Annotated in this window: 16 protein-coding genes; 7 read left to right on the forward strand and 9 right to left on the reverse strand. The window is 50.9% G+C overall.

The window, feature by feature from the left end:
* Positions 1-163: 163 nt before the first annotated feature.
* The 3 genes from EFB08_RS19810 to EFB08_RS19820 form a co-directional block, all read right to left on the reverse strand.
* The gene (locus EFB08_RS19810) at positions 164-796 is read right to left on the reverse strand and encodes a cytochrome c oxidase subunit 3 (protein WP_125077815.1); all 633 of its coding nucleotides are present in this window, start codon (positions 794-796) and stop codon (positions 164-166) included.
* A gap of 206 nt (positions 797-1,002) precedes the next feature.
* The gene (locus tag EFB08_RS19815; protein ID WP_123128723.1) at positions 1,003-1,356 is read right to left on the reverse strand and encodes a hypothetical protein; all 354 of its coding nucleotides are present in this window, start codon (positions 1,354-1,356) and stop codon (positions 1,003-1,005) included.
* Positions 1,357-1,358: 2 nt separating this feature from the next.
* Entirely contained in the window at positions 1,359-1,565 is a 207-nt protein-coding gene (locus EFB08_RS19820; protein ID WP_123128724.1) for a hypothetical protein, read from the reverse strand.
* Positions 1,566-1,716: 151 nt separating this feature from the next.
* Between EFB08_RS19820 and EFB08_RS19825 the strand changes: the two genes are divergently transcribed.
* Positions 1,717-2,460, forward strand: coding sequence for a TapB family protein (locus tag EFB08_RS19825; RefSeq protein WP_123128725.1), 744 nt, complete (start codon positions 1,717-1,719; stop codon positions 2,458-2,460).
* Between the two features lie 67 nt (positions 2,461-2,527).
* Positions 2,528-3,025, forward strand: coding sequence for a DUF4920 domain-containing protein (locus tag EFB08_RS19830; RefSeq protein ID WP_123128726.1), 498 nt, complete (start codon positions 2,528-2,530; stop codon positions 3,023-3,025).
* Between the two features lie 94 nt (positions 3,026-3,119).
* Here EFB08_RS19830 and EFB08_RS19835 read toward each other — a convergent pair whose 3' ends face one another.
* A complete protein-coding gene (locus EFB08_RS19835) occupies positions 3,120-3,545 on the reverse strand; it encodes a hypothetical protein (protein ID WP_123128727.1) in 426 nt (141 codons plus the stop codon).
* Positions 3,546-3,616: 71 nt separating this feature from the next.
* Complete coding sequence (locus tag EFB08_RS19840) at positions 3,617-4,411, reverse strand: alpha/beta fold hydrolase (RefSeq protein ID WP_123128728.1); 795 nt, start codon at positions 4,409-4,411, stop codon at positions 3,617-3,619.
* Between the two features lie 223 nt (positions 4,412-4,634).
* On the opposite strand from EFB08_RS19840, the gene EFB08_RS19845 reads away from it, so the two are divergent.
* A complete protein-coding gene (locus EFB08_RS19845; RefSeq protein ID WP_123128729.1) occupies positions 4,635-4,973 on the forward strand; it encodes a hypothetical protein in 339 nt (112 codons plus the stop codon).
* A 10-nt stretch (positions 4,974-4,983) separates the two neighbouring features.
* Positions 4,984-5,700: a 3-ketoacyl-ACP reductase gene (locus tag EFB08_RS19850; protein WP_123128730.1), complete on the forward strand. Its 717-nt coding sequence runs from the start codon at positions 4,984-4,986 to the stop codon at positions 5,698-5,700.
* A 100-nt stretch (positions 5,701-5,800) separates the two neighbouring features.
* On the opposite strand, the gene EFB08_RS19855 is transcribed toward EFB08_RS19850, so the two are convergent.
* On the reverse strand, positions 5,801-6,946 hold the full coding sequence (locus tag EFB08_RS19855) for a DEAD/DEAH box helicase (RefSeq protein ID WP_123128731.1): 1,146 nt from the start codon (positions 6,944-6,946) through the stop codon (positions 5,801-5,803).
* A gap of 93 nt (positions 6,947-7,039) precedes the next feature.
* On the reverse strand, positions 7,040-7,522 hold the full coding sequence (locus tag EFB08_RS19860) for a gluconokinase (protein WP_123128732.1): 483 nt from the start codon (positions 7,520-7,522) through the stop codon (positions 7,040-7,042).
* Between the two features lie 177 nt (positions 7,523-7,699).
* On the opposite strand from EFB08_RS19860, the gene ligA reads away from it, so the two are divergent.
* The 3 genes from ligA (at position 7,700) to EFB08_RS19875 (ending at position 12,002) form a co-directional block, all read left to right on the forward strand.
* Complete coding sequence (ligA, locus tag EFB08_RS19865) at positions 7,700-9,751, forward strand: NAD-dependent DNA ligase LigA (protein WP_123128733.1); 2,052 nt, start codon at positions 7,700-7,702, stop codon at positions 9,749-9,751.
* Between the two features lie 308 nt (positions 9,752-10,059).
* On the forward strand, positions 10,060-11,067 hold the full coding sequence (locus tag EFB08_RS19870) for an amidoligase family protein (RefSeq protein ID WP_123128734.1): 1,008 nt from the start codon (positions 10,060-10,062) through the stop codon (positions 11,065-11,067).
* A complete protein-coding gene (locus EFB08_RS19875) occupies positions 11,055-12,002 on the forward strand; it encodes a gamma-glutamyl-gamma-aminobutyrate hydrolase family protein (protein WP_123128735.1) in 948 nt (315 codons plus the stop codon). Before EFB08_RS19870 ends, EFB08_RS19875 begins: the two co-directional genes overlap by 13 nt.
* A gap of 217 nt (positions 12,003-12,219) precedes the next feature.
* Here the strand turns inward: EFB08_RS19875 and EFB08_RS19880 are convergent, their stop codons facing one another.
* The gene (locus EFB08_RS19880; protein ID WP_227006416.1) at positions 12,220-14,202 is read right to left on the reverse strand and encodes an OmpA family protein; all 1,983 of its coding nucleotides are present in this window, start codon (positions 14,200-14,202) and stop codon (positions 12,220-12,222) included.
* 3 nt (positions 14,203-14,205) lie between these two features.
* Positions 14,206-14,787 (reverse strand): 7-carboxy-7-deazaguanine synthase QueE, encoded by a 582-nt coding sequence (locus tag EFB08_RS19885; protein WP_123129064.1) that lies wholly within the window; start codon positions 14,785-14,787, stop codon positions 14,206-14,208.
* Positions 14,788-14,900 lie beyond the last annotated feature (113 nt).

Consider the following 14,900-nt stretch of genomic DNA (forward strand, 5'->3'; position numbering starts at 1 on the left):
GAGAGAATGGGAGTTTTATGGAGGAGGATTGAAGGGAAGTAAATATCTGGAATAACCTTATAGAGTAAAAAAGGCGCGGCTCGTAAATTTAGATTTACGAGCCGCGCCTTTTTTACTCTATCCTCCAATTCTCTCAATCATTCAATCTCTCAATCTCCCATTTCTAAAGCGTAAAGAGGAAGATAAAGTAAAGGGCTACCCAAATGGCGCCTAGAAAGTGCCAGTAGCTACGGAGCATCTGTACCTGCATGAGGCGGTAGGGGTCACGGTTAAAGATAAGCGAACGAATGGGATCAACTGAAGCCCGGTTCACTTTCACGTACAGATACGAAGCGAACGCCAGTCCGCCGGCTATGTGTAACAGGTGGAGCGCGGATAACAGGTACAGGAACGTTCCGGCCGGATGTCCGTCAAAGAATACCCGCGCCGAAGCCATTTCATACCACGCTACAATCTGCGCCACGGCAAAAACCATCCCCAGCACCAAGGACCACATCAGTCCTTTCTTCATGCTAACCAGATCATCCTGGGCATAAGAACCGGGCACCTGCTGCATATAGAATCCGCTGAACAGGATGAGGATAGTACTCACGCTGAAAAGCTTGGGGAGGTTGAACGAAGAGGGAGACGGGGCATCACCGGTTTTGAAGAGGAACATGGCCGTCAGCATGAAGAACAACATAGCCATACCCGCCATGCTGACATACAGCAACATCTTCAAAGGGGGAACCTTCTCTATCTTCTCGAAGCTGGACATTTTCCCAGCCCCTATTTTATTTTGGTTTTCGGATTTCATGATTCAGAAAAATTCATCGGCCCAACATGCTTTACCTGCCTTGTTTAATTTACTGCTTCTCTCTTATGTACTACCTTGAAAATTAACAGAATGTTTACAGGTTTCATCACATTTGATGCACTTTTCAAAAAGAACGTTGCATCTACCTATTTTAATATTAAATAATCCAGTTTACAGGCAAGTAAGGCGCATTTTAGAGGGCATTTTCAGCTTCTTTTAAACCAGGAGCCCACCTGCCTGAACACCGCGTTTGCCGTGATGCGGGGTGCGTTACCGGTACCAAATTCAATGTAGGTTTTATTGTTGACCCGCACATCCAGCACCAGGCCGGCGCGGCGCAGGGTTTCGTTCAGTTCTTTGGCTTTTTCCATTTTCTCCAGCAAACTGACGCTGCTCTTCCCCGAGGGAGAAGGCGGCAACAGGTTTTCCAGCACCCGCTCCAGGGCGGCATGGTCTTTTATGTTGACAATGAAATAGTTCGCCTCGGCCACAATCAAGACATGATCCTGCAGCACGGTGAGCACCAGTCGGCCAGAGATTTCAAAGGGAAACTCCTTCATGGCTAGGAGGGGTTAGAACCCGATGATTTGGTTTTAAGCGAGAGTTGGCCGTTGAGTTTCCATTGACCGGGCTGCCCCTGCGGCCCGGGCCCCTGCACCGTCATGTCCTGGAAATCTAGGGTGATGTCGGTTTGGGCGGCTTTCAGTTTGTCCAGAAGAAGGGAGGCCAGGTCAGAGAGTTTGTGTACAGGTTGGGTAGGGTTTTCCATAGTTATTGGGTTTGGTGCCAGTGAAAGAAATACGAACGTAAAACCCGCTCGTTTCTTTCGTTATTAAAGTTCAAAAAGTACAATATATCCAAGTAATCTGCCGCTACGTATAAACAACAGTTTACCCTTAAAGACAAGGGAAACTTCCTCTATGAAAAAAGTATACTTTAAAGTACTGGGTGTGGTGTTGCTTTGGGCTTTTGGCTTTACCCCTGACGCTGTACTGGCCCAAAACTGCCAACAGCCCCTAGGCCTGGCAAAGAACACCGAGTTTGTTTTTCAGGTAACTGACAAGGGCCGCAACAAAGGCACGCTAAACAACAAAGTGGTACAGCAGGTCACCGACGAAGACGGAGTGCTTGTCACAACCTTCAAGAGTGCCCGCAGAAATAAAGACAACCGCCCCGAAACGTCAGATGAATACCACATCCGTTGCTCCGGTGACACCATTTACCTGGATGCCATGCTGCTGTTGAGAGAACAGGTCTTGAAAGCCTTTGAAGGTAAGGATTTTGATTTCACTCCCGTTGACATTGCCTACCCCCAACAGATGAAGGTAGGCCAAAAACTGCCCGACGGAAAGCTGGGTGTAAAGGTCCGCTCCTCTACGGTAAATATAACCCAAATTTCCATGTTAGCAACAGACCGCAAGGTAGAAGCCCTGGAAAAAATCACTACCCCGGCAGGTACCTTTGACTGCTATAAAATCAGTTACAACTATGAGGTAGAACTGGATGCTATGGGCATGCCGCTGCGCGATGTCTTCAAGGTAGAGGAGTATTTTTCCCTGGAGCACGGCCTTATCAAATGCCAGTTTTATACCAAGCGGGGCAAGAAAGCCAAAGGCATGGAGCTGATCTCCAAACGGAACACAACCCAAGCCTTGAAGAAATAGGCCGACCCCGTTTTTGTACTTTGGGAAAGTTCAGTAGCTTTAAACCCAGAAACGATCTGTCACTTTCATGAAAAAGCTACTCTTTTCAACTGCCTTAGCTCTCTCGGTTCTGTTAGGCAATTGCACCCAAAACGGTGATTCTCCCCAAAACACCGCCAAAGCTTCCACTGCCAAGGTAAAAATCTACGGCGATAAGATCACTCCCGAGGGCGCCCTAAATGCTTCTGAGTTGCCAAAGCTCCTGGCTGACCAGGATTCAGCGAAAGCCAAAGTTGCCACCAACGTGGTGCAGGTTTGCCAGGCAAAAGGCTGTTGGATGGAAGTAGCCGTTGAAGGGCATGAACCCATGCGGGTGACCTTCAAAAACTATGGTTTCTTTATGCCAAAAGACATTGTTGGGAAAGAAGTAGTCTTTGAGGGAATAGCCTTGAAAGATACCGTAAGCGTGGCAGACCAGCGGCATTTCGCTGAGGATGCAGGTAAGAGCAAGGAGGAGATCGCCGCCATTACATCACCCAAGCCTTCTATCACGTTTGTAGCGTCAGGAGTTCAGGTAAAAGAATAACAATACCGTTCAAAAACATTTCAGCCGCTTTGAGCCCATTTTCTGGAAAGAAGGCTTAAAGCGGCTTTTGTTTGTTGAAGGGAAAATGAAAAACTCAGGAAGCCTCCTCAGCTATATGCCGCAACAGCCATTCCTCCGCTGTTTCTTGTAAAATAAAGCCTTTTATAGACATCCTATCTTTGACTTGCCCCTGAAACGAAGCAAAGGACCTTTGACCGAAAATACCCGGGGACAAGACATGGGCAAAATACCGCAGTCCCAGAATGCTTGCTGCGGGCACCCATTTCAAGGCCATGTACGGGACAGCTACTTCCCAGGGACCAATCAATTCGTGGTTGCAATTAAGTAAACCCCGGCAGGGCCGTTCTCTGAGCATTGACAGAATATGGTTCCCGCCCATCACCACGGTTTCCAAGGACTGAATGCCAATCCAGTTGGCGAAAATGTATTCGTTCTGAGGCAAACGGTAGGCCTGAAAATACACATCTCCGTTTGTTTTCCTGAGTTCCTTTATATCCATTAAAACCGATGCTTGACCTGCTTTCCATGTAGAAGAAACGGGCCACGGGCTCCCCTCTTCTTTTTAGAAAGTTATTTATTCAAGAATTCCTGAATGGCCGCAATGGTTTCTTCAGGGGCACTTAGGTTAGGGCAATGCCCTGTGGCGGACAGCAGTTTAAAGGAACTGTTAGGTAAGTTCCGATGCATGTACTCCCCTACCTCCATGGGTGCAATCACGTCTTCGGAGCATTGCAGAATCAGGGTCTCGGTTTTCACGTTGGCCAGATCAGAACGGTTGTCTGAAAGAAAGGTGATGCGGGCGAAATCTTTAGCGATAACTTCATTGCTTTTGCAAAAGCTCTGCGCCAGTTCCTGCGCCAACTCTGGCCTTTGCGGATTGCCCATGATCACGGGCGCAATGGCCTTGCTCCAGTTCAGGTAATCGCTGTCCAGGGAAGTAAGCAGGTCGTTGATTCCTTCCTGAGAGAAGCCTCCGGTATACTCCTCATCGTTGATGTAGCGCGGAGATGGCCCGATCAAAACCAATTTAGAGAATCGGGCTGGGTCAAGAATGGAAGCAAGCACCCCAATCATGGCGCTCACCGAATGACCTACAAAAATCACGTCTTCTAATTCAAGCTCCTCACAGATTTCTAGGATATCTACTGCATAGGACTGGAGTGAGGCATAACGCCCCAAGGTATACACAGAGGTATCTGCCTTCCCGAAGCCAACATGGTCAAAAAGAACTATTTTGTATTCGTCTTCAAACGACGGGGTCACGTAGCGCCACATGGTGTGGTCGCAGCCGTATCCGTGGGCGAACAGCATGGGCTTTTGCCCTCTGCCTCTGACCTGCACGTTGTTTCTCTCAATTGCATTCATATATGGGGGAGTTATACTTTGCACAGGAAATGTACCCTTTCGTGTAGAAACCTCAATATACGAACCTAATCTCTAGAATCCTTTTTTTAACCCGATTATCTGAAAATAGACCCAAAGAAACTTAGCCTTCTGAAACCCTCCAAAATCAATTTACGGGCTTAAAAAAAATTCGGTTATCCTGATCCTCTTCCCATCCACCTGAATAAAACCGGTCCTATTTTACTTGTTAGATGAGAAATGGATTGATGCAACTAAACCTCAACGGAATTTCACTTTTGGCGAACTTTTAAAACGGAAACCCTTTTGCTTTAGAGATACCCAGCAACTTTCATTTCAGGTATGTTTTAATAAAAACAGCCGCGAAACACCTAAGTCGCATTTAGGATATTCCACGGGTAAGATTATTTCAAAAAGACGATCCACAAAGAACCATCCCCAGCCGAAGAAACAGAACCAGCGGGAAATTCGCTCGTTAAACTCATGGGCAAAGGCCACGCATATTGCCGAAAAAGGATTACTAAAGGTGGGTAGCGGTGGTTTTGCCTATTTTGATAAGCATTAAAGTACTTCGTATGGAATCTTTGAAAGGAAAAACGGCGCTCATCACTGGAGCGGGAAAAGGGATTGGCCGGGCGCTGGCAATTGCACTGGCAAAAGAAGGAGTGAACATTGGATTGCTGGCCCGCACCGAGCGCGATCTACAAAAAGTAGCCGATGAAATAAGGGGATTTGAAGTGGAAACCTCGGTAGTAACCGCCGATGTCACCAATATCCATAGCGTAAACCAGGCAGTGGAACATGTGCAGCACGAGCTAGGCTTTATTGACACCCTCATCAACAATGCCGGGACGGCGGCCTTTGGGAAGTTTCTGGAACTGGAACCAGAGCAATGGGAGCACATCATCAAGGTAAATTTAATGGGTCCCTATTATGTAACTCGCGCGGTGTTGCCCGCCATGATCTCCAAGAAAACCGGTGACATTGTGAATATATCCTCAACTGCCGGCCAGCGGGGCTCAGCGGTGACAAGTGCCTACAGCGCCTCTAAATTCGGGCTGATGGGTTTGTCTGAGTCGCTGATGCAGGAAGTCAGGAAACACAATATCAGGGTGACCACCCTTACCCCAAGTACCATAGCCACCGACCTAGCCGTGGATTTGAAACTCACCGACGGAAACCCTGACAAAGTGATGCAACCTGAAGACTTTGCAGAGCTGGTGGTATTGCAGTTAAAGTTGAATCGTCGGGTATTCTTGAAGGAAGCCGGCATCTGGTCAACCAATCCATAATGTCTTAAATCAATTTCTCACAGCATAAAAGCGTTTAGAGCCTGTTTACATGAAAACAGGCTCTAAACGCTTTTTCTATTTTACTCAAGTTTCAAAAAAATCAGAAACCTTTCAGGTCAATATCTTTCGTTTCCTTAGTGGGTATTACCCGCTTGGTTTGCTTTTGAATGATCTTGAAGTGGTGTGCGTCCTCTGGCGTCACCAGTGTGATGGCATCGCCGGCAGATTCTGCCCTACCCGTCCGCCCGATGCGGTGCACGTAGTCTTTGGAGGAGCGCGGCAGATCATAGTTGATCACGTAAGGCAAGTATTGCACATCAATTCCGCGGGAGGCCAGATCGGTGGCCACCAACACGGCTACCTTTCCCTTCTTAAACAAGGCGAGGGCCTCGGTTCGGGCGCCCTGGCTTTTACCGCTGTGCAGCGCAACCGCCTTGATGCCGTTATTGGCTAGTTTGGTGACCAGGTGATCGGCCCGTTGCGTAGCCGATACAAACACCAGCACCTGTTGCATCTGGTGGTGTTTAATCAAATACCGCAGAAACGGTCCTTTGCGCTCGGTTTCCACCAGGTAGGCGATTTCGGAGATAAGGGAAGGTCCGGTGTTCTCTTCCTCTTTGATTTCAACGGTTACCGGCTCATGCAGCAGCGTTTCCTGTATGGCGTTCACCTTGTTGTCTAAGGTGGCGGAGAACAGCAGATTTTGGCGTCTTTTCGGTAAAAGGGCCAGAATCTGGCGCATCTCCTCCTCAAAGCCCAGGTTCAGCATTTTATCCGCTTCGTCCAGCACCAGGGTTTCCACCTCAGACAAGTGCACCGCCTTGGAATCTACCAGGTCCAGCAATCGGCCCGGCGTGGCTACCAGAATGTCGGTACCCTGCAGTTTCATCATCTGCGGATTAATGGATACGCCCCCGAATACCGCCAGGGTTTTGATATGGATGGGCATGAGGGCATTGAAAGACAGAAACACCTCCCCTACCTGCAAGGCCAGTTCCCGCGTGGGAACCAGCACCAAGGCTTTGACAAATCGGTTTTTAAAGGCCCGGTTCGTTTGTATCTTGTCCAGCAGCGGCAAAGCGTAGGCCGCCGTTTTCCCCGAGCCGGTCTGCGCGATACCCAGCAAATCCTTTCCCTTCAGGATCTCGGGGATGGCGGCTTGCTGCACGGGGGTAGGTTGCGGATACTTTTGCGCGGCAACTGCTTTTAAAACCGCCGGAGATAAGCCTAACTCTGAAAAGGACATGACAAGGTACAATTGAAGGAACTTTGAAAACGCAAAGATAACCTTATTAAATGGGTTTTCTGGACCAGAGGATAATTGGGCAGGAACCCGGGGTTAGAAACCTTCCTGAATCTGCTGCACCAAAACCTCCGGCGAGTTTACCACATCCAGCTTCAGGGCGTTATGGGGCACCTCCAGGGTTTGCAGTTGAGAGGCAAGCAGTGCCGCAGGCATAAAATGGCCTTTTCGTTTTCCAAGTCGGCTTTGGAGTAGTTCCTGGTCGCCGTGCAGGTAGACTATTTTAAGCTCGTTTTCCAGATTCTGCTGCAAAACCTGGCGGTACTTTTCTTTGAGGGCAGAACACGCCATCACCACTTCCTGTCTGGTTTTTTCGGCTTCCAATAGCAAGTGGTTCAGTTTGCGGAGCCACTCGGCCCGGTCTTCATCGGTGAGCGGAATTCCTTGACTCATTTTCTCGATGCTCGGGGCCAGGTGATGGTCATCGGCGTCAATGAAATGCAGCTGAAGTTTCTGGGCCAGCAGCTTGCCCACCGTGGACTTCCCACTCCCGGACACTCCCATGATGATGTAAGACATGTTCTTTTGCTTGGTTGAGGAAACGCTAAAGGTACTGGCTTCTGTGGAATGAAGCAGCGGCTGGTCAGATTACTTTTCAGGGCAATTTATAAAAATCGGGCTGAAAACAGGAACGCGGGAAGAGAGAAGAGAAGCGCCCTTTTCCCTACCTTTGCTTAAAGACCAACCCATTCACCCATGCCTGAGCAGAACCCCGAAGCCCGTATTTTGGAGCTGACCACTCGCCTGAACTACCTTAACTACCAATACTACCAAAACAGCGTCTCAGAAGTAACTGACTATGAGTTCGACCAAATGCTGCAAGAGCTGCAACAACTGGAAGAGCAGCATCCAGCTTTGCGCTCAGACAACTCCCCCACCCAGCGCGTGGGCGGCACCATCACCAAAAATTTCCCCACAGTAAAGCACAAATATCCCATGCTCTCGCTGGGTAACACCTACTCTGAAGACGAAGTGCGGGAGTTTGACAAACGGGTGCGCAAAGTAACCGGTGACGAGGTAGAATATGTCTGTGAACTGAAGTTCGATGGCGTGGCCATGAGCCTCACCTATACCAACGGGGCTTTGACTGCCGGCGTCACCCGCGGCGATGGTACCCGGGGCGATGACATCACCCCCAACGTACGCACCATCAGAACCATTCCGCTGCATTTACACGGAGCCGATTTGCCTGCCGAGGTGGAAGTAAGAGGCGAGGTGTTCATGCCCTTCACGGTGTTTGAGGAACTGAACAAAGAGCGCGAGGAAATCGGCGAAGCCCTGATGGCCAACCCAAGAAACGCCACCTCCGGCACCCTGAAACTGCAGGACTCCAAAGAAGTGGCCCGCCGCCGCCTGAGCATGTTTGCCTATAGTTTACTGAGCACCCCAACCCTGTTTGATAGCCATTCCCAAAGCTTAGAGGCCTTGCAGCGCTGGGGCTTGAACGTTTCGCCTACCTGGCGCGTGTGCGGCACCATTGAAGAAGTGATGGACTTCATCCATGAATGGGAAACCAAACGCTTTGAACTGCCCATCGCTACTGATGGCATTGTGGTAAAGGTGAATTCTTACGCGCAGCAGGAGGAACTGGGCTATACCGCCAAAAGTCCGCGCTGGGCCATGGCCTACAAGTACAAAGCCATGGAAGCGGTGACTGAACTGCTGGGCATTGAATACAACGTAGGCCGCACCGGGGCCGTGACGCCGGTGGCGCTCATGAAGCCGGTGCTCTTGGCCGGAACTACCGTTAAACGAGCCTCCCTGCATAACGCGAACGAGATTGAGCGCCTCGGCCTGATGATCCATGACCGGGTGGTGGTAGAGAAAGGCGGCGAAATCATCCCGAAGGTAACGGCGGTGAAAACCGAGTTGAGAACCGAAAACGCCGCCCCCATTGTGTACCCCACCATTTGCCCCGCCTGTAGTACGCCGCTCATCCGTACCGAGGGCGAAGCAAACCACTACTGCCCTAACGAGAAAGGCTGTCCGCCGCAGGTAAAAGGCAAGCTGGAGCATTTCATCAGCCGAAAAGCCATGAACATCATGAGCCTGGGCGAAGGTAAAATTGAACTGCTGGTAGAACAAGGCTTGGTTTCCAGCCCAGATCACCTGTATGATCTTACTTATGACACCTTGTTTGGTCTGAAGAAGACGTTTGTGAACGAGGAAACCGGCAAGAACCGGATCGTCACTTTCCAGAAGACCACGGTTGAGAATATCCTGAAGGCGCTGGAGAATTCAAAGGAAGCACCGTTTGATCGAGTCCTGTTTGCCTTGGGCATCCGGTTTGTAGGTAACACGGTGGCCCAGAAACTCGCCCAGCACTTCCGGAACATCGATGCCTTAAAGGCCGCCACTGAGGAAGAACTGATCGCAGTACCGGAGATTGGGGGCCGAATCGCTGCCTCGGTGCGGGAGTTTTTCCAGGACGTAGCCAACGTGCATTTGGTGGAGCGCCTGCGCACCCACGGGCTGCAATTAGACCTGGGCGAAGTAGCGGTGGTGGAGCCGCAGAGCGATAAACTGGCCGGACTTACCTTCGTGGTTTCAGGGGTATTCTCAGGCTATTCCCGCGAGGAACTGCAGGACGCCATTGTGGCCAACGGCGGCAAGATTGTGAGCTCTATCTCCAAAAAGCTGTCTTACCTGGTAGCCGGAGACAAAATGGGACCCAGCAAACTGGAAAAAGCCACCACCCTGGGCGTGAAGATTGTATCCGAGGAGGAATTCAACCAAATGATCGCGTAGGCTACTCCAATTATAACTCACCAAGCCGGTTAGGGCTTTAGGATACTCCCTTAAGTTGTTGCACCGCTAAACCCGCCTTTCCTCTTGGGAAGTGTAGGTTCAGCCAGAAAGTACCAAAGCGTTTAGGAGCTCTTTTTCAGAAAAGAGACCCTAAACGCTTTTTCTTTTTCAGTGGGTACATCCTTAGGAACCAAAAAGGTAGGGTGCAACAAGAGTAGAAACACTATTTCACTACCAAAAAGTACAAAAGGTGTAACGCTTCCGGCTCTTACCCGTTCGTGTAGGAGAACCGTGTAGATTGTAAAACTATGTCTTTCAAGCCACTACCCCTAGAGAAGAATAACGAAGGCAAGGTGCGGACCGTGGGCTTTGAGCTGGAGTTCGCCAACGTAGGCATCAACGAGTGCGTGGAGATAGTCCAGACCCTGTACGGAGGCGAAGTACAATGGGAAAACCGATTCTCGGCTAAAGTGGCCAACACCCGCTTAGGTGATTTCAGCGTGGAGATTGACTTGAAGTTGCTCACCGAGAAGCAGTACAAGCCTTTCTTTGAGAAACTGAACCTGGACATTGAGCACATCCGGCTGGGGCAGGAAACCCTGGAGGAAAAGATTGACGATGCCCTGGAAAGTGTCATCAAAAAGGTGATTCCATACGAGATTGGGGTTCCGCCGCTTCCCTACCACCAATTAGAGGAATTGGAGTTATTGCGCCAGACCCTGTACGAGCACCAGGCCAAAGGCACCGAAGCGTTTTTCACCAATGCCTTCGGAACCCACATCAACACCGAAATCCCCGACACGGAGCCAGCTACCGTTCTCCGCTATCTTAGGGCGTTCCTGCTGCTGTACCCCTGGCTGCTGGAGGCCGGAGAGACCGATTTCGCCCGCAAAAACCTGACATCCTTCATCAACCCCTTTCCTCCGGAGTATAACGCTTTGGTGCTGAACCCGTCGTACAATCCCTCGCTGGAGCAACTCATCGATGATTACCACCAGTACAACCCAGACCGCAACCGCCCCCTGGATTTGTATCCTTTGTTCTCCTTTTTGCGAAAAGAGCAGGTAAACGCCTATACGAACCTGGGTAGCGTAAAGGCCCGGAAAACCTTCCATTACCGTCTGCCCAACTCCTGCATCTCAGACCCCGACTGGACTTTGGCCCAGGAATGGAACAACTGGGTAGTGATTGAAGAACTGGCTAACCGGCCCGATAAAATCACGGAGATGAGTCTGGATTACCTGAACCTTAAGGAAAACACTCTGCTGGGGTTTGAGACTAAATGGTGTAAAAAAACCGAACAGTGGCTACACTAACGCAGAAAGAAAATAAGATCAACCGCACCCGACCCACCATTGGCATCACCGGTCCAGACAAAGGCGGGGAGGTTGCATGGGTTTTCACGGCCTTCGGGGTGTTGCTGGCCGGCGGAAAACCTGTCCACATCACACCCAACAACCCGCGCACTGCCGATGGTTTGCAGGGCCTCATTGTAGGCGGCGGGGCCGATGTAGACCCAAAAACCTACCAGCAGGAAGCGGTATTCCAGGAGTACTTGCAACGCACGCTTCAGAACCCCAAAAAAAACTTCTTCCAACGGATATGGCGTTTTACCCGCTGGATCTACTACCCTGCCCTGTTCTTCGTCCGGAAACTTTTCAGCCGCAAACCTCAGTGGTCGCTGGACCACGCCCGCGACCATCTGGAGTTTCAACTCATCGATCAGGCCATCAAAAAGAACCTGCCCCTGCTGGGAATCTGTAGAGGCTCGCAGCTTTTGAACGTCTACTTCCGGGGAACCCTGCACCAGGAGATTGACGATTTCTACAAAGAAGAACCAAATCCCTCCAGCATTTTTCCGGTTAAGAAGATCACCTTTGAACCCGGAAGTAAACTGGCTCAGATCATCGGTTGCAAAAAATTGAAGGTGAATGCCCTGCATCATCAGGCCGTGAATTCCCCGGGAAAGGGATTGGAGGTGGTAGCCCGTGAAAGCAACGGTGTGGTGCAGGCAATTGAGCACGTGGAGCGGGAGTTTGTGCTAGGCGTGCAGTGGCACCCCGAGTATCTGCCCCGCCGGCAGGAACAGCGGCGCCTCTTTCAAGCCCTGGTTCAGAAGGCCCGGGAAGTGAACCTGCAGATTGAGAAACCCGATATGGAGGCTGCCCTGGCCCAACCTCGCTCCGAAAAGCTGAAATCGCTGGATCATCAGGTGCAGGAAACCCTTCTGAACAGCCCTCCCACTCCTTAACTAGAAGTGAGTTGTTTTCCCATTCTTATTATTGAGCCTTTCTTTACCCATTTAAAGGCTCCTTTCCAGAAAATGGCTTTAAAGCAGAATAGGCGACCCAAGTGATGGGATCGCCTATTCTGTCAACTAAACTAAGCAACAACTAACCTTAGGTTTCACGACCTACCCATAGAACCACTCTTTTAGCCGATTGTTTTGTCGAAGGCTAAATTTCTTTTTACAGGATCTGCAATTCAATACGGCGGTTAAGCTGCCGGTTTTCTTCTGAGGTGTTTGGCGCCGCAGGTTGGGTCTGGCCGTACCCTTTGGCCTGGAAAATGGAAGCCGGAGCGCCTTTAGACACCAGGTATTTCACCACTGCTTTGGCCCTTGCCTCGGAGAGTTTCTGATTCGCGGCGGCTTGGCCCACGTTATCCGTGTGGCCGGCTATTTCCACCTGTATCTTAGGATTCGCCTTTAAAAACTGGAAAAGCTTGTCTAACTCCGTCTGTGACTCTGCCCGAAGATCGGCTTTGCCGGTATCAAAAAAAAGGTTGCTCAATACGGCCTTGGCTCCTTTGTTTAGCGGCTGCAAGTAAAAATCCAGCGCCAGCGGAGCCGAAGTGGAGGTGGCGGAGATATGACGGCTTTCCAGTACGTGGCCCGGGGCGGTCACATACAGGGCGTAACGCTGCTTTTGGTTGACTACAATGGTATAGTCCCCTGATGTTTTATCAGAGCTTACCTGTTGCGAGATCACGCCTGCAGAATCCAGGTCATAAACCTGCACGGTGGCTTTCAAAGGCTTTTTCGTCTGGGCATCAAAGACGCGGCCTTGGGCAAAAGAAGAGATGGTTTTGCCTTTCCACAGGTCGGGCACCTCAAACTGCAGCAAAGCCACTTCCACTTTGCCGCCGCCAGCTAATTGGCCGGAGTAATAACCGGTTTTGTTGTCGGGTGAAATGAAGATGGAGCTTTCATCACGGTGGGTGTTCAAGGGGTAGCCCATGTTCACGGGAACGCCCCAGCCGTTTTTCTCCCGATTTACCTTAAACAGGTCCAAACCGCCCATGCCTTGGAGGCCATCGGTGGCGTAGTACAAGGTGTTTCCGCTGGCATGAAGGAAAGGAGAGTTCTCGCGGCCAGAAGTGTTTACTTTATCGCCCAGGTTCACGGGGATGCTCCAGTTACCGTCGTCCTGCAGTTTGGTCATCCAGAGGTCTTCACCGCCTTGACCGCCTTTGCGGTCCGAGGCGAAATAGATGGTCCGTCCGTCGGCGGAGAGGCTGGGTTGGGAATCCCAGGAACTGGTGTTCACGTTCCGCCCCATGTTCTTGGGTTTGCTCCACTCGTTCCCTTCGCGGTAGCTGATGTAGAGGTCGCAGGAACCGTAGGAATCCTGGCGGTTGCAGGAGGTAAACACCAGTACGCGGCCATCGCCGGAAAAAGAAGCGGCACCTTCGTTTAGTTCGGTGTTGATGGCCTCAGAAACCGAGATGGGTGCCTGCCACTGCCCTTCCTTGCGGTAGGCCAGGTACAGGTTTTCATCGTCCTGGGAACCACTGCCCTGCCGGGCGGTGAAGAGCAAGGCCTGTTGGTCGGTGGTGAGCACGGGGGAATACTGCAGCTTGAATTGGTTCACACTTTCGCCCAGCGGTTGCGGCTTGAAATCTACCGGCGTTTTAACGGCTTCCTGAGCAAACTGCACATTATTCAACTGACGGGTAGCATGCTGCGCCTGCCGGCTGCCCTTCTTCCCGAACTGCAGGTAATTCTTATAATAAGTTGCGGCCTGGTCGTACTGTCCCCGCTCGAAGGCTAATTCAGCGTAGTTGAAGTAATCGGCTGACCGGCCGGGTAACAGCGGTAAATGCGCCATGCCTCGGCGGTAAAATTGATAAGCTTCCTCTTCTTTTTGCAGTACCCGGAAAAGGCCCGCAGCCTCCAGATACGCCTCCCCAAAAGTGGAATCCCGTTTCACCGCTTCCCTGAACGACTCCAAAGCCTTATCAAATTCCCGAGACTTGATGAACTTGATTCCTTCGTCAAAGGCGCTTTGGGCTTTCTTGTTCGTGGAGCCGCCCGTGGCTTTCTGGGCCACTGCGGGATTCGCGGCACTTTTCTCGCGCTTTGGAGGGTCAAGACCACGGGCCACCTGGCTATAAGCTGAAAAGGTCACACCCAGAAAAACAAAAAGGAAAAGCAGCGGGAAACGCGACATGGGCTACGGGATATTCAGGAATTTATGGGTTTGCAACGAAATCCGCCACTTGGGGTTACTTTTCACATACTCCACAATCTGCGGCATCATCTGGTCGGCTTTGCTCCACTCGGGTTGCAGGTACAGGCGGGTTTCAGGTCCTACCATGGCGGCATGCTCCTCGGCCCAGGCAAAATCACTTTTGTTGAAGACAATCACCTTCAGCTCACCGGCGTGGGGCAACACACTGGGGTGCGGTCCCTTGAACTTCTTGGGTGACAAACAAATCCAGTCCCACTGACCACTCAAGGGGTACGCCCCCGAGGTTTCAATGAACGTCTGGATGCCGCGTTTATGCAACTCAGTTGTAAGGTAGTCCAGGTTATAAAGCAGGGGCTCGCCGCCGGTCACCACCACCGCTTTTCCAGGGTACTGCTCCGCTTGCTGCACAATCCAATCAGTATCGGTGAGTGGGTGCAGGTTGGCATCCCAGGATTCTTTCACATCGCACCAATGGCACCCGATGTCGCAGCCACCCAACCGGATGAAATAGGCGGCTTTGCCCGTATGGTAGCCTTCCCCCTGAATGGTGTAGAAATGTTCCATCAAAGGCAGTTTGGTCCCGTCTTTAGGAACCGTGTGCACCGAGGCAATTTTAATATCTAAGCTAGCTTCCAAAATTCTTAACGTAATACTAATCCGCTTTAGGACTGGTTTTC

This window comes from Rufibacter latericius, assembly GCF_003721515.1.
Classification (GTDB): domain Bacteria; phylum Bacteroidota; class Bacteroidia; order Cytophagales; family Hymenobacteraceae; genus Nibribacter; species Nibribacter latericius.